The 17,601-nt window shown below is 74.4% G+C and carries 20 protein-coding genes; 7 read left to right on the top strand and 13 right to left on the bottom strand.

The window, feature by feature from the left end; genetic code table 11:
• Positions 1 to 123: 123 nt before the first annotated feature.
• From ACZ47G_RS10475 to ACZ47G_RS10465, 3 genes are all read right to left on the bottom strand, one after another.
• Positions 124 to 303 carry a hypothetical protein gene (locus ACZ47G_RS10475; RefSeq protein WP_465741029.1) on the bottom strand — a complete coding sequence of 60 codons (180 nt, stop codon included), beginning with the start codon at positions 301 to 303 and terminating at the stop codon, positions 124 to 126.
• A gap of 79 nt (positions 304 to 382) precedes the next feature.
• On the bottom strand, positions 383 to 556 hold the full coding sequence (locus tag ACZ47G_RS10470) for a CsbD family protein (protein ID WP_465741028.1): 174 nt from the start codon (positions 554 to 556) through the stop codon (positions 383 to 385).
• Between the two features lie 316 nt (positions 557 to 872).
• Positions 873 to 1,613 carry a rhomboid family intramembrane serine protease gene (locus ACZ47G_RS10465; protein WP_465741027.1) on the bottom strand — a complete coding sequence of 247 codons (741 nt, stop codon included), beginning with the start codon at positions 1,611 to 1,613 and terminating at the stop codon, positions 873 to 875.
• Positions 1,614 to 1,858: 245 nt separating this feature from the next.
• Here ACZ47G_RS10465 and ACZ47G_RS10460 point away from each other — a divergent pair, with 245 nt between their 5' ends.
• The 4 genes from ACZ47G_RS10460 (at position 1,859) to ACZ47G_RS10445 (ending at position 4,210) form a co-directional block, all read left to right on the top strand.
• Positions 1,859 to 2,362, top strand: a complete 504-nt coding sequence (locus tag ACZ47G_RS10460) for a hemerythrin domain-containing protein (RefSeq protein ID WP_465741026.1) — start codon at positions 1,859 to 1,861, stop codon at positions 2,360 to 2,362.
• Positions 2,363 to 2,365: 3 nt separating this feature from the next.
• Entirely contained in the window at positions 2,366 to 2,926 is a 561-nt protein-coding gene (locus tag ACZ47G_RS10455) for a hemerythrin domain-containing protein (protein ID WP_465741025.1), read from the top strand.
• A 100-nt stretch (positions 2,927 to 3,026) separates the two neighbouring features.
• Complete coding sequence (locus ACZ47G_RS10450; protein ID WP_465741024.1) at positions 3,027 to 3,605, top strand: hypothetical protein; 579 nt, start codon at positions 3,027 to 3,029, stop codon at positions 3,603 to 3,605.
• A complete protein-coding gene (locus ACZ47G_RS10445) occupies positions 3,602 to 4,210 on the top strand; it encodes a hypothetical protein (RefSeq protein ID WP_465741023.1) in 609 nt (202 codons plus the stop codon). Before ACZ47G_RS10450 ends, ACZ47G_RS10445 begins: the two co-directional genes overlap by 4 nt.
• A gap of 116 nt (positions 4,211 to 4,326) precedes the next feature.
• On the opposite strand, the gene ACZ47G_RS10440 is transcribed toward ACZ47G_RS10445, so the two are convergent.
• Both ACZ47G_RS10440 and ACZ47G_RS10435 read right to left on the bottom strand, forming a co-directional pair.
• The gene (locus ACZ47G_RS10440; RefSeq protein WP_465741022.1) at positions 4,327 to 5,346 is read right to left on the bottom strand and encodes a PHP domain-containing protein; all 1,020 of its coding nucleotides are present in this window, start codon (positions 5,344 to 5,346) and stop codon (positions 4,327 to 4,329) included.
• A 35-nt stretch (positions 5,347 to 5,381) separates the two neighbouring features.
• Positions 5,382 to 5,942: a DUF6328 family protein gene (locus ACZ47G_RS10435; RefSeq protein ID WP_465741021.1), complete on the bottom strand. Its 561-nt coding sequence runs from the start codon at positions 5,940 to 5,942 to the stop codon at positions 5,382 to 5,384.
• A 256-nt stretch (positions 5,943 to 6,198) separates the two neighbouring features.
• On the opposite strand from ACZ47G_RS10435, the gene ACZ47G_RS10430 reads away from it, so the two are divergent.
• Both ACZ47G_RS10430 and ACZ47G_RS10425 read left to right on the top strand, forming a co-directional pair.
• Positions 6,199 to 6,687 (top strand): ATP-binding protein, encoded by a 489-nt coding sequence (locus tag ACZ47G_RS10430; protein ID WP_465741020.1) that lies wholly within the window; start codon positions 6,199 to 6,201, stop codon positions 6,685 to 6,687.
• A gap of 521 nt (positions 6,688 to 7,208) precedes the next feature.
• Positions 7,209 to 8,123 (top strand): SigB/SigF/SigG family RNA polymerase sigma factor, encoded by a 915-nt coding sequence (locus tag ACZ47G_RS10425; protein ID WP_465741019.1) that lies wholly within the window; start codon positions 7,209 to 7,211, stop codon positions 8,121 to 8,123.
• Between the two features lie 162 nt (positions 8,124 to 8,285).
• On the opposite strand, the gene ACZ47G_RS10420 is transcribed toward ACZ47G_RS10425, so the two are convergent.
• The 6 genes from ACZ47G_RS10420 to ACZ47G_RS10395 form a co-directional block, all read right to left on the bottom strand.
• Positions 8,286 to 9,239, bottom strand: a complete 954-nt coding sequence (locus ACZ47G_RS10420; RefSeq protein WP_465741018.1) for a TIGR03557 family F420-dependent LLM class oxidoreductase — start codon at positions 9,237 to 9,239, stop codon at positions 8,286 to 8,288.
• A gap of 119 nt (positions 9,240 to 9,358) precedes the next feature.
• A complete protein-coding gene (locus ACZ47G_RS10415) occupies positions 9,359 to 10,495 on the bottom strand; it encodes an FAD-dependent oxidoreductase (RefSeq protein WP_465741017.1) in 1,137 nt (378 codons plus the stop codon).
• A gap of 289 nt (positions 10,496 to 10,784) precedes the next feature.
• Positions 10,785 to 11,183, bottom strand: a complete 399-nt coding sequence (locus tag ACZ47G_RS10410; RefSeq protein WP_465741016.1) for a VOC family protein — start codon at positions 11,181 to 11,183, stop codon at positions 10,785 to 10,787.
• Between the two features lie 53 nt (positions 11,184 to 11,236).
• Complete coding sequence (locus ACZ47G_RS10405; RefSeq protein ID WP_465741015.1) at positions 11,237 to 11,875, bottom strand: endonuclease; 639 nt, start codon at positions 11,873 to 11,875, stop codon at positions 11,237 to 11,239.
• A 261-nt stretch (positions 11,876 to 12,136) separates the two neighbouring features.
• The gene (locus tag ACZ47G_RS10400) at positions 12,137 to 13,024 is read right to left on the bottom strand and encodes a Rieske (2Fe-2S) protein (protein ID WP_465741014.1); all 888 of its coding nucleotides are present in this window, start codon (positions 13,022 to 13,024) and stop codon (positions 12,137 to 12,139) included.
• 386 nt (positions 13,025 to 13,410) lie between these two features.
• A complete protein-coding gene (locus tag ACZ47G_RS10395) occupies positions 13,411 to 13,635 on the bottom strand; it encodes a hypothetical protein (RefSeq protein WP_465741013.1) in 225 nt (74 codons plus the stop codon).
• A 358-nt stretch (positions 13,636 to 13,993) separates the two neighbouring features.
• Between ACZ47G_RS10395 and ACZ47G_RS10390 the strand changes: the two genes are divergently transcribed.
• Positions 13,994 to 14,560, top strand: a complete 567-nt coding sequence (locus ACZ47G_RS10390; protein WP_465741012.1) for a DJ-1/PfpI/YhbO family deglycase/protease — start codon at positions 13,994 to 13,996, stop codon at positions 14,558 to 14,560.
• A gap of 125 nt (positions 14,561 to 14,685) precedes the next feature.
• On the opposite strand, the gene ACZ47G_RS10385 is transcribed toward ACZ47G_RS10390, so the two are convergent.
• Positions 14,686 to 16,836, bottom strand: a complete 2,151-nt coding sequence (locus ACZ47G_RS10385; protein ID WP_465741011.1) for a catalase — start codon at positions 16,834 to 16,836, stop codon at positions 14,686 to 14,688.
• Positions 16,837 to 16,954: 118 nt separating this feature from the next.
• Positions 16,955 to 17,599, bottom strand: a complete 645-nt coding sequence (locus ACZ47G_RS10380) for an HAD-IIIA family hydrolase (RefSeq protein WP_465741010.1) — start codon at positions 17,597 to 17,599, stop codon at positions 16,955 to 16,957.
• Positions 17,600 to 17,601: the final 2 nt, after the last annotated feature.

Here is a 17,601-nt window from a genome sequence, read left to right as displayed (position 1 = left end):
CCTCCGGGGGGGGGTTTGGGGGGGTCTGAGGGCGCGGGGGGGGGGGGTGTTTTGGGGGGTGTGTTGAAAATTCCCCGGGGGAGGGAGGGCTGCCAAAACACGCCCGGGCCGCTGACGGCCGCGTCAGCGGCTACCGGACTCCGGTTCGTGGGCCGGTTCCGTCACCTCGAACTCGGGGCCGTCCTGCGGTCCCTTGTCCTGCTCGTGCTCCGGTGGCGGACCGCCCTCGCCGGTCATCCGGGCCTCCGGCGTCTCGACCGGCACCGGCGGATCCGCCGGCACGGGTTCCCCCGTGGTGCTCATCGTCCTCACCTCCTGGCAGCGCCTGGCGACCTCCTGGCACCCCCTGGCGCCCGGACGGGCTCGCCGACGGGTACGGGCGTCAGTCCTTCCCGACGTCCTTGACCTTCTCCCCGGCCTGCTTGAGGTCGCTCTTCACCTGTGTGCCCCGGCCCTCGGCCTCGACCACCCGGTCGCCCGTGGCCTTCCCGGCGGCCTCCTTGGCCTTGCCCTTGGCCTTCTCCGCCATGTTGCGCAGCTTGTCCTCGGTACCCATGGGACGCACTCCTCCACTCGGTTTCCGGTAACGGGCCGACGCTTACGGCCTCGGGACCGCGTCTGCCCCGGATTCGCGATTCCACACCGGCCCGGCGCGAACCAGCCCGGGGCTGGGGCCTGTCTTCAAACTCCCGTCTGCGGGGCGACGCCGGTGCACGCACCTCGCGGCGTTGTCGTCGGTCGCCAATGCGCTGCATTGGGCTCCGCCCCCAGCCTCCGGCCGGGAGGTGCCCCCACCTCCGCCTTGCGATGCACGCACCCCAACGCCGCCCCGCCCGCCCTCCGGGCGGACGACGGGGGTTTGAAGACAGGCCCTACGCCGCGACCGGCCGCGGCAGCGGAATCCTCGTACCGGGCGCGAGGACCACGCCGAGCAGGCAGCCCGCCACCAGACCGGCACCGTGGTTGTTGTGCAGCAGACACAGGAACACGCCGACCGCGGGGATGAGCAGCACGATCCAGACGCCCTTGAACGGCAGCCCCAGGTCGCTCCTGCGGAGCAGACAGGTGACGGCGAGGGCCCCCAGCAGGCCGCACACGGCCACGGAGTCGCCACCGCCGCGCGGTGACCAGCCGGCCAGGCTGACCACATGGGACAGAACACCGCTGACCAGGAAGACGGACAGGGTCCGCCACCAGCCGAGAACCGACTCCGCGACGGCGCCGATCACCAGCAGGGCCGCCAGGTTGAACGCGATCTGCCCGATCCCGGAGGACTGCACCAGCAGGGCCGTCCCGGCACGCCACCACTGCCCGTCCGACAGCGCGTCCGGCTGGCGCATCAGATCCTCGACGACGGCGGGCACCGCGTACTGGATCACGGCCATCACCGCCATGACGGCGAACAGCGCGGCGGTCACCCACGGCCGCCGCGCCAGGGCGGCCCGGACAACCGCCAGCACCTCGGCCGGTCCGGTGCCCCCGCCCGCCGAACCGCCGCCCGCCGAACCGCCGGCTCCGGCCCCGTCCGCGGTCCCGGCCAGCAGCAGCGTCCGCAACCCCACCCCGACCACCACCGCGGCACTCGCGTACAACCCGATCTCGTGCGGCGACATCGGCGCCCCCCTTCGAACATCCGTGGGGTACCTCACCCCGCCAGGTCGCTCATCATCGCAATCGACCGGACACCGGCGCCAGCCCAGATGATCATCGACCTGCCGTGACGACCGTCATAGTGGGAGCCGGGTTCCACGAGGTCGGCGGCCCGCTCCGGATTGATCCTCTCCGCGGCCCGCGTTTGGCCCGGCCCCGGCCGGGGACACGCCGGGCCTGCGGGGGAGTTGAAGAGGAGGACCGAGCGATGTCGAACGATGCCATCGTCCTGCTGCGGGAGGACCACAAGGAGGTCCGCGGCCTGTTCCGCGAGTACCGGGCGCTCGCCCAGGACGGCGACGACCAGGCCCGGGCCGGGACGGTCGGACGGATCATCGAGTCGCTGACCGTCCACACCTATCTGGAGGACGAACTCGTCTACCCCAGGATCCGCCAGGAGGTGGAAGGGCTCGCCGAGGAGATGGACCGGGCCAAGGAGGAGCACCACGTCGCCGACCTGCTCTGCGAGGAGCTGAGCCGGATGTCCCCCGGCGACGAGGGCTACGACGCCAAGACCACCGTCCTGATCGACGCCGTCGAACGGCACATCGAGCAGGAGGAGGCGGACTGGTTCCCGAAGGTCCGGGCCACGCTCGGCCGCAAGGAACTGCGGGAGCTCGGCGAGCGGATGCAGGCCATGCGCGAGACCGCCCCGCGCCACCCGAGCGGCGGCGGGATGCTGCACCGCATCGCCGACGCCCTGGAGGGCTGAGCCGTGCACCACGACGAGGACCTGTTGGAGCAGCTCACCGCCGACCACCGGGCCGTACTGGTCCACTTCAGCGAACTCAGCGGCCTGCCCCACGGCGACCCGCGCCGCAAGGAGCTGGCCGACCAGGTGACCGACCAGCTGGTGCGCCACACCCGCGCCGAGGAACTCCACCTCTACCCGCTGGTCCGCGACCGGCTGGCCGACGGACCCGCCGTGGCGGAACGCGAACTCGCCGACCACCGCGCGGTCGAGGCGCTGCTGCAGGAACTCCGGCCGACCGGGGCCGACTCGCCCCACTTCGACCGCCTGGTGGCCCGACTGACCGAGGAGGTCACCCGGCACGCCGGCGACGAGGACGCCCGGCTCTTCCCGGCCGTCCGGGCCGTCACCACCGAGGCCGAACTGCGGGACCTCGCCGCCCGCGCGCGCGAGGCCAAGGAGCGCTCCTCCGGCCGGCCCCGCCACCAGCCCCCGACCGAACGTCCCGCCGACCGCCTCCCGCCACCCGAGCGCCCGCTGGTGGAACGGCTGCGGGACTACATCTCCCGGGCCGAACCCAGCTGACTCCTCGGACCGGAGGAGACGACGACCACCCCGGCGGCGCACCCGCGGACAGCGCGGCGCGCACCCGGAGAAGAACCGAAGAAGAAGCAAGGAGGGCCCGATGTCGACAGGAGAACTCGTCGCGATCATCGTGCCGATCGCCGTCGTGGTGGTCCTCGTCGTCGCGGCGCTGTGGTTCGTCAACCGCCGCCGCCGACTGCGGGAACGATTCGGCCCCGAGTACGAACGGACCGTGGACCGGTCCGACAGCCGGATCGCGGCCGAACGCGATCTGCGGGAGCGCGAACAGCGCCACCGCGAGCTGGACATCAAGCCGCTGCCGGCCGAGGCGAGGCAGCGCTACAGCCAGGACTGGATCCAGGTGCAGCAGGAGTTCGTCGACCGGCCGGGCAGCGCGGTCCAGAACGCCGACCGGCTGGTCACGACACTCATGCGGGACCGCGGCTACCCGACGGAGGACTACGAACAGCGGCTGCGCGACCTGTCGGTCGAGCACGGCCGCACCCTGGAGCACTACCGCGCCGCGCACGCCGTCAACACCCAGGCGCACCGCGGCGAGGCCACCACCGAGGAGCTGCGGGGCGCGATGGTGCACTACCGCGCGCTGTTCGACGCGCTCCTCGACGGCGGAACGGAACGAGGCGGAACGGAACGAGGCGGAACGGAGCGACCGAGATGACGCCGACCAACCACGACGACGAGCGACGGACGTCGACCGAGGACATCCTCGCGGGTGTGCGGGCCGACGAGCCGCCGGAGAGCCGGGCCCGGCCCGTCTACCCCGGCGAGGCCACCAGCACGGAGGCGGAGCAGGGCACGGACGACACGGCCGGAGGGACCGAGCTGGCAGGAACGGAGACGGCAGGAACGGAGCCGACAGGAACGGAGGCAGGAGTAACGGAGCCGACAGGAACGGAGTCGGCCGCGACGGATGACGAAGGAACGACGGCCACGGGCGGTGGCACCGGTCGGTCCGTCGAGGGCGAGATGTCCGGCGACGGCGAGCGGCAGGAGCGCGAGGCCCTGCTGCCGTCCGGTGAGGCGGAGGAGCTGCGCTCCCGGTGGCTGGAGGTCCAGACGCGCTTCGTCGACGACCCCCGCGAGGCCGTCCGCGACGCGGACGAGCTGGTCGCCGATGTGATGCGCCGCCTGGCCGAGTACTTCGCGGGCCGCAAGAACGGCCTGGAGAGCCAGTGGAACCGCGAAGGGGAGGCCGACACGGAGGAGCTGCGCGTGGCGCTGAAGCAGTACCGGGCCTTCTTCGACCGGCTGCTCAGCAGCTGAGGGCGGGGCCCGCCCGCACCCGCGCGGCCCGTCCCCGCGCGGGTGGGGTCGGAACCCGGTGGCTCGGGGTCGGAACCCGGTGGCTCGGGGTCGGAACCCGGCGGCGCGGAGGGTGATCAGCGCCGCTCGGTTCCCGCCCAGGCCAGCAGCCGCTCGCGTGACCAGGTGGTGATCAGCCGCTCCGGTCCGAGGCCGAGCCGTGCGGCCCGGGCGTATCCCGAGGTGTACCAGTGCAGCTGCTGCGGCGCGTGGGCGTCGGTGTCCACGGCGAACAGGCAGCCCGCCTCGGCGGCCAGGCGCAGCAGCTCGTCGGGCGGATCGCGGCGCTCGGGGCGGCAGTTGATCTCCACCGCCGTCCCGGTCGCGGCGCAGGCGGCGAACACCGCCGCGGCGTCGAAGCGGGACGGCGGCCGCCCGCGGCCGGTGACGATCCGTCCGGTGCAGTGCCCCAGGACGTCGGTGTGCGGGTTGCGGACCGCCGCCAGCATCCGGGCGGTCATCGGCTCGGCTTCGGCGCGCAGCTTGGAGTGCACCGAGGCCACCACCAGGTCGAGCCGGCCGAGCAGCTCGGGTTCCTGGTCGAGCGAGCCGTCCTCCAGGATGTCGCACTCGATCCCGGTGAGCAGCCGGAAGGAGTCGTGGCCCGCGTTGTGGGCCGCCACGACGTCGAGTTGGCGCCTCAGCCGCTCGGGGCTGAGGCCGTGGGCGATGGTCAGCCGGGGCGAGTGGTCCGTGAGGACGGCCCAGCGGTGCCCGAGGGCTCGGGCGGCGTCGGCCATCTCCTCGATCGGGTGGCCGCCGTCGGACCAGTCGGAGTGCAGGTGGCAGTCGCCGCGCACCTCGGCGACCAGGTCCCACCCGGCCCGGGCGGCGGCTCCGGCCGTCTGCTCCAGATGGGCGAGGTAGCCGGGCAGCTCTCCGGCCGAGGCCTGGGCGATCACCTCGGCCGTGACCGGTCCGACGCCCGGCAGCCGCCGGGCCCGGGCCGCGTCCACCGGGCCGGGTGGCAGGTCGCGGACCGCGTCGGCGGCGGTGTGGAAGGCCCGGACGCGGTACGGCGAGGCGCCCTCCCATTCCAGCAGGAAGGCGATCCGCCGAAGTGCCCCTTCCGGTTCCACGGCCGTCACGGTCCTCATGGCGGGCGTCTTGCCCGCGGCGGGTGGCCGAAACGTCAGGAGTGCCCGTCGGGGCGCGGTCCGTCCGGGGCCCCGTCCTCGTGGCCGTCGCGTCGGTGCAGGTGGGCGAGCGGCAGCAGCAGCCAGCAGGAGGTGAACCAGAGCATGACGGCGGCGGTGATCACGCCGGCGATGGCGTGATCGGTCGCCACGCTGAGCAGCAGGAGCAGGGCCGAGCCGATGGTGAGGGCCAGCAGGACCAGGCCGGTGGCCACCAGGCGGGCCGCGGCGTCGACCAGTTGGGGTTTCAGGCGATGGCCGGCGAAGATCCGGTGGTAGGCGACGGGGGAGGTGAGCGCGCCGGTGGCGAGCGCGCCGAGGACGACGGTGGCGACGTAGAGTCCCCGGTCGAAGGCGCCGAGTTGGGTGAAGCGGGGCATGAAGACCACGCTCAGCAGGAACCCGAAGAGGATCTGTGAGCCGGTCTGGGCGACCCGGACCTCCTGGAGCAGGTCGCGCCAGCGGCGGTCGGCCCGTTCCTCGGGCGACTCTCGGCGTCCGATCCGGGACCGGTGGGCGTGGTCGCCACCGCCGTCTTCGGTGTTCGGCGTCGCCATGATTCGTCTCCGCCTCCTTACCTGAGCGCGTGTAGCCGTGACCGGGTCGGGCAAACGCGGGGCATGAAACCAGGGGCACGTGGGGTTCGGGGGCCGGCGGTCCGGCGCGGCGCGGCTGTTCGCGGTCACCGGGGCTTGTGCCGTCCTCCGGATCCGTACCGACCTCGGGGCGGCACCGGCCTCCCCGGGGTCGCCCCGCGGGAACGGCCTCCGGCCGAACCAGGTGACCTTCCCGGCCAGGCGTGAGGAGGCCCGGATGTATCCCCCCGACCGCTCCGCGCGAGGCCGTCCGACGGCCGCCGGGGAGACCAGGCGGCTCGTCTTCACGGGCAGTGAGGGCGCGGTGCGGCGCAGCCGGGAGTTCAGCCGGGCGGCGCTGCGGTCCTGGCACTGGCTGCCCGCCGTCGACGAGGAGCGGCGGGCCGTGGCGGAGGACGTCCTGCTACTGGTCTCGGAGCTGGTCACCAACGCCTGTCTGCACGCCCCGGGCGGTCCGCGCGAGCTGCGGTTGAACTGGGACGGCATCCGCCTGCGGGCGGAGGTCGCGGACGCCAGTCCGGTACGGCCGCGGCTGCGCCGGGCCGCCGACGCCGGCCGGCCGGGCGGGCACGGGCTGCGCGTGGTGAACCGGCTCGCCCGGGCCTGGGGCGCGGGGCCGGACGGCGGGGGCAAGCTGGTCTGGGTCGAGGTGTCCGCCCCGCCCGACCGTCACGGCCGGAGCGACGATCGCGGCCGACCGGGCTGACGGGTGGTGTCAGCCCGGCCGGCCGTTGGTCGTCCGCGCGGCCCGGGCCCGTCACCGCTGCCCGGGGTGCGGCTGCGGTGGCGGTGCGGGGTCGGGGTCGGGGAAGGGCTCGGGGTCCGGGAACGGCGGGATGGGCGGAGGCACCGGATCGGGTTCCTCGCCCGGCCGGGGGGTGGGGTTCGGGTGGGGGATCGGCTGGGTGTCCGGGTCGGGGGGCGTCGGAACGGTCATGGCGCACCTCTCTTCCTCGGGAGCGGACTCGTGGTCCCGAAGTGTCACGAGACTGCGTGTACCCGGACGAATCACAAGAAATCTCGCCGAAACATGAATTCGATGTCGTATGTCGGGTAAACCATTCGTGCGGCTGGTTCGCCGGACGAACCGCCGCGGGTGCCCGGACAGGGTGCCACCGGGACCATCGCGCCAAGACAGCGGGCCGTGGTCCTGGGGAAGAGCCCACGACTCGACGGACGACAGTCCGTGGCCGTCGCCGGGCGTTCGCCCCGATTCGAGGAGGACACGTGTCCACCCCTCTGGAAACCGCCCCCTGGGACGGGTCCGCGACCATCGCGGAGCCCGACCTGCCGCCGAGGCCCACCGCCACCGAACTGCGCGGGATGGGCAAGACCGAGGCGCGCGAGCTCAGCGACGCGCTGTTCGAGCGCCTGGCGGGCCTCGCCCGCGAGAGCAGCGCCTACAGCTACGTCCGGGGCACGATCATCGAGCTCAACATGCCGTTGGTGCGGTTCATCGCGGCCCGGTTCCGGCACCGCGCCGAGGACATGGACGACATCCTGCAGGTGGGCACGATCGGTCTGATCAAGGCCGTGGACGGTTACGACCCCACCCGCGGAGTCGAGTTCGTCACCTACGCCATCCCCACCATCGCCGGCGAGATGAAACGTTTCTTCCGGGACACCTCGTGGCCCGTGCGGGTCCCCCGCAGCATGCAGGAGCTGTACCTCACGGTCGCCCGCGGCTCGGACCGGCTGGAGCAGGAACTCGGCCGCCTCCCGCAACCGCAGGAGATCGCCGAGGACCTGCACCTCAGCGTCGAGCAAGCCACCGAGGGCCTGGTGGCGGGCCGGGTCTACCGCCCCAGCTCGCTGGACGCCCTGCGCGAGCAGGACACCGACGAGAGCGGCAGCGCCATGCTGGACCGCCTCGGCGGCTGCGACCCCGGCATCGAACTCGCCGACTTCCGCACCGCTGTCCGACCCCTGCTCGCCCACCTGCCGGAACGCGAGCAGACCGTGCTCAAGTTCCGCTTCTGGGACGGCTGCACCCAGTCCGAGATCGCCGCCCGGATCGGCGTCTCACAGATGCACGTCTCCCGGCTGCTGTCCACCACCCTCGCCCGGCTGCGCGAACAGCTGGAGGACCGCGACGCCCCCGGCTGGGCCGACGGGCCCGACGAGACGGCCGAGCCCGACTGACTTCGCCACCGTCCTGACGTTTCCGGCCCCCCGTAGCGGTTGGCCCCGCCACGGGGGGCCGTCGTTGCGGTGTGCGGTGTGCGGTGTTCTGCGCAGTGTGCGGTGTTCGCCGTCGGCGAGGAGGGCGTACTCGCTCAGCGCGCTGGGCGGGAGGGGCGTTACCTACGCCACCAGGGGCAGGATCTGATCGCGGTAGAAGTCGAAGAACCCTTCCTGCTCCGGGCCGATCTGGCCGACGTACACCTCGTCGAAGCCCGCGCCGACGTAGCCCCGCAGCCGGTCCGCGTGCTGCTGGGGGTCGTCGCCGCAGACGACCGCGTCGGCGACCATCTCCTCGGTGACCAGCTCGGTCGCCTGCTCGAAGTGCCTCGGCGTCGGCAGCACCTGGGCCAGCTCACCGGGCAGCAGCTCGCTCGGCCAGAGCCGGTGGACGGTCTTGACCGCCCGGTCACGGTCCTCCGACCAGCACACCTTCAGCCCGCCGACCACCGGCCCGGCGCCGCCCGCGGCCCGGTAACGGCCGACCAGTTCGGCGTCCGGGGTCATGGTGACCAGGCCGTCCGCGTACGCGGCCGCGGCCGCGGCCGCCTTCGGCCCGAACGCCGAGACGTACACCGGCAGCCGGCCGTCCCGCGGCGGGGTGTAGAGGCGGGCGTTCTCCACGGTGTAGTGCGGGCCGTGGTGCGAGACCACACCGCCGGTGAACAGCTCGCGCATCACCGCCACGGCCTCCTCCAGCATCTGCGCCCGGACGTCGAACGGCGGCCAGTGGTCGCCCAGGACGTGCTCGTTGAGCGCCTCACCGGTGCCCACGCCCAGCCGGAGCCCGCCGGGCAGCTGCACGTCCGCGGTGGCGGCCGCCTGGGCCGTCACCGCGGGGTGGAGCCGGACCGTCGGACAGGTGACCAGCGTGGTCACCGGCAGCCGGGTGGCCTCGGAGAGCGCGCCGATCACACCCCAGACGAACGGGCCGTTGCCCTGGGCGTCGTTCCACGGGTGGTAGTGGTCGGAGATCGCCAGCCGGGTGAATCCGGCCCGTTCGGCCAGTCGGGCCTGGTCGACCAGTTGGGCGGGGGTGAACTCCTCGCAGGACAGGAAGTAGCCGAACGCGGTCATGGCAGCCTCGTTTCCTCGGGACGCTTCCGCCGGAGCGGCTATCCGGGCGGGCGGCGGCGAAACCTCGCCGTCGTTCGCCACCGGCCCGGCCCGGAGGCCGCGCCGGGTGCCGACCCGCCTCAGCGGGCGGGCGTGAACTCCGGCAGCCGGGCCAGGCCGTCGGCCACCGCGGCGAACCCGCGGTCGAGCATCAGCAGCTCGTACTCCTCGACGGCGGCGGCCAGTTCGGTCTCACCGCGGTGGACGGCGGTGAGCGAGCGGCAGAGCAGCTCGGCGTCGCGGAACGCCGTGTTCGCGCCCTGGCCGGCGCTCGGCGGCATCGGGTGGATCGCGTCGCCGAGCAGGGTGACCGGTCCGGTGCCCCAGTGGGGTACGGGCTCGGCGTAGCGGATCGTGAGCGGGGAGCTGTTGCCCGCGTCGGACTGCCGGACCAGCTCGACCAGGTCGGGGTGCCAGGCGTCGATCAGCGTGAGCAGCCGGTCCCGCACCCCCGCCCAGTCGGCCGGCCCGGCCTGGGCGTCGAGCGGTTCGGGCAGCATCGCCACCCAGCGCAGATAGCTGGTGGTGTCCGGCAGTTCGACCTCCGGCGCCAGCTCGGCCGCCGCCGACCGCGGTGGCCGGCGGAACTCCATCCGGCCGATCAGCAGGCTCACCCCGGCACCCTGCACGAGTGTGCCCGCGCCCGGCACCAGGGCGGCGAGGCTTTCGGTCATCGGGGTGCGACCGAGCACCGAGTTGCCGGGCAGGGCGACGACCCTCGCCCCGGGCAGCAGCTGCCGGCGCACCGCCGAGCCCACGCCGTCCGCGCCCACCAGCAGGTCGCCCTCCACGGTGTCGCCGTCCGCGAGCCGGGCGGCCACCCGGCCGTCCGCAAGCTCCTGGTAGCCGACCACGGCCCGGCCGAACTCCACCCGGTCCGTCAGCCCGGAGAGCAGCAGCTGCCGCAGTACGTGCCGGTCGGCGGCGGTGCCCCCGTCGGTCCGGCCGAGCCGCCGGAGTTCGGTCAACTGCTCGTCCACCACCCGCCGTTCACCCGCGAGCGGCCCGGTGACGGCCTCCAGTAGCCCGTGCAGCCGGGGCGGCAGACACTGGCGCAGCGCCGCGAGCCCGGGCGTGTCCAGCCCGATCCGGAACCCCTGGTACCGGCTGTCCGCGGCCGCCTCCCGCTCGAACACCCGGACGTCGATCCCCGCCCGTACCAGCCCCTGCGCCAGGCACAGCCCGCCGATCCCGGCCCCGGCCACCAATACCTTCATGCTGACGTTCCCGTCTCTCGTCGCCCCCTCGAACGCCCGCCGGGCTCCTGCCCACGGGTGTTCGACCGATTCATGATCAGCATCGCCCAACCGGGCCCCCGCGCGACAGCCCGTTCCGTCACCGTTCGGCACTGACAGCTGTCACATCCGCCGCCCTGACACGTCTCACGGCGGTTGTTCAGGGGTCAGGCCCCGGAGGGGGCAAGGACTCGCCGCACCGCCCGCATCGCCCACACCGCCCGCGCCGCCCACACCGAATCACGGTGGAGTTCGTCGACGACTCCGGCACTCAGACGTCGGCTTCGACGGCGAAGGTGTTGCCGTCCGGATCCCGGAACCACGCGATGCGTCCGCCACCGGCCCGGGCGGTGATGCCCCCGGGGTCGTGCTCCAACCCCTCGTAGCGCACGAAGTCGACGCCGGCGGCGGTGAGTTCGCCGACGACCCGGTCGATGTCGTCGACGTACCAGACCGCCATGGTCGCCGCCGACCTCCCGGCCGTGTCGGACTGGTACACGTTCAGGGCCGGGACACCACCGGAACCGTAGACGCGGCTGCCGTCGGGGATGGCGGCGCTGGGACCGGCCCACAACGCCCGCAGGCCCAGCCTTCCCTCGTAGAACGCGACCGCTCGCCGGATGTCGGACACCGCCACGGAGGCACGCAGGTGGAAATCGCTCAAGGGCATGGTCCACCCTCCCACAGCCGCCGGCCGGGTCGACGGACATCCGGGGCCGCTGGTCACCCGGCCCGCAGCCGCTCCGTCGCGTCCTTGGACAGGCTGACCCGGACGAGCGCCGCGGCCAGTCGGGCGTGCTCCTCCGGCGGGACCAGTCCGCCGAGGCCGCGGGCCGTGTGCGGCAGCCCCAGCTCCCGGGCCGCCCGGCACGCCCGCTCGTCGAAGTACGGGCGCAGCCAGGGCCACACCGCCTGGACCTCCCGGCAGAAGATCCCCGCGCCCACCGGACCGATCCGCGGGACCTCCCGCAGCAGCTCCCGCAGGGCCGCCGGGTCGTGGTCGGCCTCCTCCGGTAGTCGGCGCAGGTCGCCGTGCCAGCGGTCGAGCACCAGGTGCGCGCCCTCGCCGAGCGCGGTGGCGGTGCTCTCGTCGTACCGGACGTAGTGGGCCCGGCCCAGCGCGTCCACCCGCTCCTGCCAGCCGGAGCCGGCCATCGCGCGCGGTGTGCGGTACCCGGCGGCGGACAGCTCCCGGGCGGCCCGGGCGGCCGTCCCGGCGCTGATCCGGATCGAGCAGAGGACGGTCAGGACCAGCAGCCGGTACAGCGGCGAGGGCTTGTCCCGCAGCGTGATGCCGGCCTCCTCGGCGTACGTGCGGCCGTACTCGGCGAGCAGCCGGTCCCTGATCGTTTCGACGGTCATCGCGGTGTCACCTCACTCTGCGGCGGGCCGTCGGGCCGGGGCGAGCAGGGCCCGGTGGCTGCCCCGGTGGCACCCGGACGCCGACGTGCCCGGCCGGGACGGCCGCGACCCGGACCCGGTGGGGCTGCGGAGCTCCGAGGCGGCGGCGCCGAGCGGGAGACGGGGGATGACGGCGGCCATGGCTCCTCCTGGGCTGCTCCCCGGCGCGGCTGCCCCGCCCCGCCCGACCGAAACGGCGTCGACGCGGCCGGCTGGGGCCGGTCAGCCGGCACCGGGCAGCCGGGCCTCCAGATGCCCTGAGAGCACCCGGGTCTCCAGCACGGGCTGGGGCGCGGTGGCCGGTCCGCCCGCCACCTGGCCGTCGCGAAGGCGGAACTCGCTGCCGTGCCACGGGCAGCGCAGGCAGCCGTCTTCGACGGTGCCCTCGGAGAGCGGGCCGGAGAGGTGGGAGCAGCGCTCCGCGAGCACATGGCAGTTCTCGCCGTCGCGGACCACCACCACGGCCAGCTCGCCCGCCCTGCGGCGGACCGGACGGCCGACGGGGAAGTCCTCGACGGCGCCGAGCGTGACCCAGTCCGGCGGCGCCAGCCGGGGCACCGCGGCGGCCCGGTCGGGTCCGGCGGCCTGCCGGTAGGACAGGTGCCCGCCGAGCACCGCGCCGCCCGACACGGCGGCCAGCCCGGCGAGGCCGAGCAGCCGCCCGCGCCCGCGCCGTCCTCGGCACCGGGCCAGCAGCGAGGCGCCGTACAGCAGCACGCCGCCGGAGTTGGTGAGCGCGTGCACCAGCCCGGTGCGCCGCCGCGGTGGGTCGAGCCGGGCCCAGTCCACCCAGCCGGCGAGGGCGGCCGGCCCGGCCGCCAGCAGGCCCGCCGCCACCAGCACGTCGGCCGAGCGGCGCCGACCGGGTGCCAGGTCGAGCAGGCCTGCCGACATCCAGCAGCCGATCGGCAGCTGGACCAGGGCCGGGTGGAGCGGGTGGCCCAGCCACACGCCGTGCAGGGCGTCCCGGTACGGGCCCAGCGGCAGGGCCTCGACCGCGTCGGCGAGCGGGCGGGCGGGGGTGTCCAGGACGTCCCAGTGCGCCGGCGCGTCCAGGGCGCGGCGCAGCCGACGGGACCAAGGGCGGGTGTGCAGTGCGGATGCGTTCATACCGGGCGGCTAGCCGGTCCGGGCCCGGCCAAACCCGCGGCGTCGGCCCGGTCGGGGCCGGTCATTCCGTCCCGCGGCGGTGATGAGGGCCCGGCCGGGGTCGTGGGAGTCGGTGAACGGCTGCGGGAGGGGGTTGCCCGGCGCCCGGAACCGCTCCAGCGCCTCGATGCGGCGCCCGGCCCGGGTGAGGGCGTCCGTGAGTCGGCCGCGGGCGTGGGCGATGCGTGGGCGATGCGCGGGCGTGGGACGCGCGGGTGGCCCTGGCCCGGGTCCGGGCCAGGGCCGACCGGTTGGACCGCCGGCACCCCACCGGCCCGGCCACCGGCCGCGCGGTGGACGGGCGGTGACGGGGGAGGCCGGACCGGTCCGGAGCGGCCTCCGGTCGGTCAGCGGCCGGCGGCCGCGAGCGCCTCACGGACGGTCACCAGGCACGGGTCGCAGTACCGGTCCGGTACCTCCGCGTCCGCGCCGTCGCCCGCCGGGACGACCCGCTGGGAGGGTTCGAGGAACCGCCCGCACAGTGACGCCGTCGCGTCGTCCTTCGCCACCACGTGCCACACCACAGCGGGTGGTGACACCGCCGGGTCGTGTTCGGCCCACATCTCGTACACGGGGACCTCCGGGGTCTCGGGGCTCGGTCACCCCATGCAAACCCGGGACACCACGGACGGCCACCGGGCCGGGCCCGGTGGGATGGTTACGCCGCTCCGCGACGGGCAGGCGCGCCCTCGGCCGGGACGGACCCGGCCGTACCGCTGAGGAGGCCCCGGTGACCACGAGTGAAGGAGCCCGTGGACGTCGAAGCCCGCGCCCGCGCCTGGCGGGGCCGCCCCGGCGACGACGGCGGGGACGACGACCGGTGAACCGCCCGGCCGTGCCGGTGTGACCGCGCCGAGGCCGGGTACCCGTCGGCATCCGGGGTGCGGGTCGGCCGCGCCCGAGGCCCGCTGACGCTGCCCAGGAGGAGCGATGACCCACCCCACCAAGGTCCTGGCGATCGTGACGAACTACGGCGTCGAACAGGACGAACTGCTCGTCCCGGTGCGGCACCTGCGCGACAACGGTGTCCAGGTCGACATCGCGGCCCCGCACCGGGACGACATCCACACCCTGGTCCACGACCGGGACCCGGGCGAGCGGGTGCGCCCGACCCACACCTTCGACGAGATCGACCCCGCCGGGTACGACCTGCTGCTCATCCCCGGCGGCACCCTCAACGCGGACAGCCTGCGGCTCCGCCTGGAGGCGGTGGCCGTCGTGCTCGCCTTCACCACCTCCGGCCGGCCCGTCGCCGCCATCTGCCACGGGCCGTGGCTGCTGGCCGAGGCGGGTGTGGCCTACGGCAAGCGGCTCACCTCCTACCCGTCGCTGCGCACCGACCTCGCCAACGCGGGCGCGACCTGGACGGACGAGCCGCTGGTCACCGACGACGCCAACGACTGGCGGCTGCTCACCTCCCGCAATCCCGGGGACCTCGACGACTTCCTGCGGGGCATCGACGCCGCCCTGAGCGCCCGGGCCGGTGCCGCCGCCTGACCGTCTCCCGGCCGTTCCCGGACCTGGCACGAAGGCCGAACGGAAGCACGAAGGCCCGAGCGCGGCGAAGGCCCGTACGGAAGCCGTACGGGCCTTCGCCGCGCTCCTCGCCCCGGGAGGCGGCGTCAGCGCGACGGGAAGCGGTGCTCTGCCACCAGAGCGGCGAACTCCGTCCAGAACTCCGGCCCGGGCCGCCGGCCGTCGGCCCCGCCCGCGCCGTCCGTGCTGTCCGCCCCGTCCGCGCAGACCGCAACCCCGGCCAGCCCGTCCGGCGCGGCGAACCCGGCCGCCCGGGCGAGCTCCACGCCCGAGCCCAGCAGCGCGACCGGCTTGCCGTGCCGCAGTGCCTCGGCGAGGAAGGTGACGGCGTCCGGATCGGCGGGCAGCGTACGGTCGCTGCCGTCCGGCACCACCAGGGCGTCGTACAGCACCGAGGCGGTGGTGGGCAGCGGGCGGTCCACCGACAGGTGCTCACCGTCCTGGGCCAGCACGTGGCCGCCGTGCGCGGCGAGCGTCTCCACGCCCGCGCCCGCCCGGCCCAGGTGCTCCCGGGCGGCCCGCACCTGGTCGCCGGCCACGCCGGGCCCGGCCAGCACGGCGATCCTGCGGGTGCGGATGCCCGAGCCGCGCAGGTTCTCCAGGCTCAGCGCCGGAGAGGTCCGGGGCCCGGCGACCTCGTTGCCGGCCGAGGCCGTGGCCCGGTCGTCGGGGGTGGCCTCCGGCTCCGGCACACCGATCCGCCGGGCGACCTCGGCGGCCAGGCCCGGATCGACGTGCACCAGGTTGCCGATCATCCGCCGCCGGACCTCCTCGTCCTCGACCTTGCCCAGCTCGAAGGCGAAGGCGGCGGTGATGTGCCGCTGCTCCCAGTCCGCCATGCTGCGCCAGAACAGCGCGGCCTGGCCGTAGTGGTCGGCGAAGCTGGGGCTGCGCCGACGGATCGCGGCGCCGTCGATGCGTTCCTGGTAGTGCTCGAACACCCCCTCGGCCAGGTGGCCGCCGCCCAGGGTGAACGGGCAGCCGCCGCCGACGGAGTTCGGCGCGTAGCTCGTCCCGGGGTGCACCACCTGCTGGCCGTAGCCGTCCCGGTGGTTGACCCGGACCTCGGCCAGCGGGCGGTTGACCGGCAGCTGGGAGAAGTTGGGGCCGCCCAGGCGGATCAGCTGGGTGTCCAGGTAGGAGAAGTTGCGGCCCTGGAGCAGCGGGTCGTTGGTGAAGTCGATGCCGGGCACGATGTTGGCGGTGTGGAAGGCCGCCTGCTCGGTCTCGGCGAAGAAGTTCTGCGGGTTGCGGTCCAGGACCATCCGCCCGATCGGGCGCACCGGCACCAGCTCCTCGGGGACCAGCTTGGTCGGGTCCAGCAGGTCGAACGGGTAGGCGAACTCGTCCTCCTCGGGGATCAGTTGGACGCCCAGCTCGTACTCGGGGAAGTCGCCCGCGGCGATTGCCTCCCACAGGTCCCGGCGGTGGAAGTCGGGGTCGCGCCCGGCGGTGAGCTGGGCCTCGTCCCACACCTGGGAGCAGACGCCGAGCACCGGCTTCCAGTGGAACTTCACGAAGGTGCCCCGGCCGTCGGCGTTCACCAGGCGGAAGGTGTGCACGCCGAAGCCCTGCATCATCCGGTAGCTGCGCGGGATGGCCCGGTCGGACATCACCCACATCAGCATGTGGGTGGACTCCGGCTGGAGCGAGCAGAAGTCCCAGAAGGTGTCGTGGGCGGAGGCGCCGGTGGGGATCTCGTTGTCGGGCTCCATCTTCACCGCGTGGACGAAGTCCGGGAACTTGGCCGCGTCCTGGATGAAGAACACCGGCATGTTGTTGCCGACCAGGTCGTAGTTGCCGTGCCGGGTGTAGAACTTGACGGCGAAGCCGCGGACGTCGCGCACCGTGTCCGCGGAGCCGCGCGGGCCCTGCACGGTGGAGAAGCGGACGAAGACGGGCGTGCGCCGGCCCGCCTCCTGGAGGAAGTCCGCGCAGGTGAACTCGGCCAGCGACTCGTACGGTTCGAAGAAGCCGTAGGCCCCGGCGCCGCGCGCGTGAACGACTCGTTCGGGGATCCGCTCGTGGTCGAAGTGGGTGAGCTTCTCCCGCAGTTGGAAGTCCTCCAGCAGGGTGGGGCCGCGGTCGCCGACGGTGAGCGAGTTGTCGGTGTCGTCGACGCGGACGCCCTGGTCGGTGGTGAGCGGGCCGTCCGGATCGGGGGCCCGGGCGGCGTCCAGCGCCGCGTCCTTGGCGTCCCGGTCGGCGGGCTCGGGGGATTCGGGGGAGGTGCTCATCTTGACTTCTCCGTCCTGGAGTTCGGTGGTCCTGGAGTTCGGTGGTCCTGGAGTTCGGTGGTCCTGGAGTTCGGTGGTCCTGGAGTTCGGCGCCGGGCCGGCGTGCGCCGGGCGGTGGTCAGTGCCGCAGCAGGAGGTAGGCCGCCTCGGCCGGGCTCCCGGCCGCCGGACAGGCCGTCGGCGCGCAGAGCCGGTATCGGCCGGCCACCGGCCCGGTCGCCCCGGGGACCCTGATCGCGTGGGCGCCGGCCGTCAGCGCGGCGGCGAGCACGGTGTCCTCGCAGCCGATCACGGTGACGCGCGAGGGCGGCAGGCCCAACGCCCCGCAGGCGGCGGTCACCAGTCCGGGGGCCGGCATCCGGCAGGCGCAGCCGTCGCGCGTCCCGTGCGGGCACACCGCCCACACGTCGATCGCGCCGAGCAGCGCCTCGGCCCGGGCTTGGACCGCCTCGACCTGCCCGCGCCCGAAGAGCCCCCGGGCCACGCCGGGCTGGTTGCTCAGCACGCCGAGCGCGAGGCCCGCCCCGCGCAGCGCGGCGACGGCGGCCCGGACGCCCGCCGCCGGGTGGACCATGGCGGGATCGCCGTTGGGGGCGACGTTCTGGAGGAGCGTGCCGTCGCGGCCGAACAGCACCGCGCCCGCGGGTTCGTCCGTCCTCGCACCGCCGGTGCGGACGGTCAGCCAGGGCCGGGACCGGTCCGGGTGCTCGCTCCGCGGGCGGGGTTGGGGGACGGTCGGTACGGGTTCTCCTAGGTAAGCCATAC

It is taken from the genome of Kitasatospora sp. NPDC030952 (assembly GCF_055571335.1).
This window is presented reverse-complemented; position numbering and strand designations above follow the sequence as displayed.

Coding starts and splice junctions, on each gene's coding strand:
- ACZ47G_RS10440 (WP_465741022.1), bottom strand. CDS start 5,346: ATGAGGACCGTGACGGCCGTGGAACCGGAAGGGGCACTTCGGCGGATC.
- ACZ47G_RS10430 (WP_465741020.1), top strand. CDS start 6,199: ATGTATCCCCCCGACCGCTCCGCGCGAGGCCGTCCGACGGCCGCCGGG.
- ACZ47G_RS10475 (WP_465741029.1), bottom strand. CDS start 303: ATGAGCACCACGGGGGAACCCGTGCCGGCGGATCCGCCGGTGCCGGTC.
- ACZ47G_RS10420 (WP_465741018.1), bottom strand. CDS start 9,239: ATGACCGCGTTCGGCTACTTCCTGTCCTGCGAGGAGTTCACCCCCGCC.
- ACZ47G_RS10470 (WP_465741028.1), bottom strand. CDS start 556: ATGGGTACCGAGGACAAGCTGCGCAACATGGCGGAGAAGGCCAAGGGC.
- ACZ47G_RS10400 (WP_465741014.1), bottom strand. CDS start 13,024: ATGAACGCATCCGCACTGCACACCCGCCCTTGGTCCCGTCGGCTGCGC.
- ACZ47G_RS10410 (WP_465741016.1), bottom strand. CDS start 11,183: ATGCCCTTGAGCGATTTCCACCTGCGTGCCTCCGTGGCGGTGTCCGAC.
- ACZ47G_RS10465 (WP_465741027.1), bottom strand. CDS start 1,613: ATGTCGCCGCACGAGATCGGGTTGTACGCGAGTGCCGCGGTGGTGGTC.
- ACZ47G_RS10390 (WP_465741012.1), top strand. CDS start 13,994: ATGACCCACCCCACCAAGGTCCTGGCGATCGTGACGAACTACGGCGTC.
- ACZ47G_RS10405 (WP_465741015.1), bottom strand. CDS start 11,875: ATGACCGTCGAAACGATCAGGGACCGGCTGCTCGCCGAGTACGGCCGC.
- ACZ47G_RS10435 (WP_465741021.1), bottom strand. CDS start 5,942: ATGGCGACGCCGAACACCGAAGACGGCGGTGGCGACCACGCCCACCGG.
- ACZ47G_RS10450 (WP_465741024.1), top strand. CDS start 3,027: ATGTCGACAGGAGAACTCGTCGCGATCATCGTGCCGATCGCCGTCGTG.
- ACZ47G_RS10445 (WP_465741023.1), top strand. CDS start 3,602: ATGACGCCGACCAACCACGACGACGAGCGACGGACGTCGACCGAGGAC.
- ACZ47G_RS10415 (WP_465741017.1), bottom strand. CDS start 10,495: ATGAAGGTATTGGTGGCCGGGGCCGGGATCGGCGGGCTGTGCCTGGCG.
- ACZ47G_RS10385 (WP_465741011.1), bottom strand. CDS start 16,836: ATGAGCACCTCCCCCGAATCCCCCGAGCCCGCCGACCGGGACGCCAAG.
- ACZ47G_RS10380 (WP_465741010.1), bottom strand. CDS start 17,599: ATGGCTTACCTAGGAGAACCCGTACCGACCGTCCCCCAACCCCGCCCG.
- ACZ47G_RS10460 (WP_465741026.1), top strand. CDS start 1,859: ATGTCGAACGATGCCATCGTCCTGCTGCGGGAGGACCACAAGGAGGTC.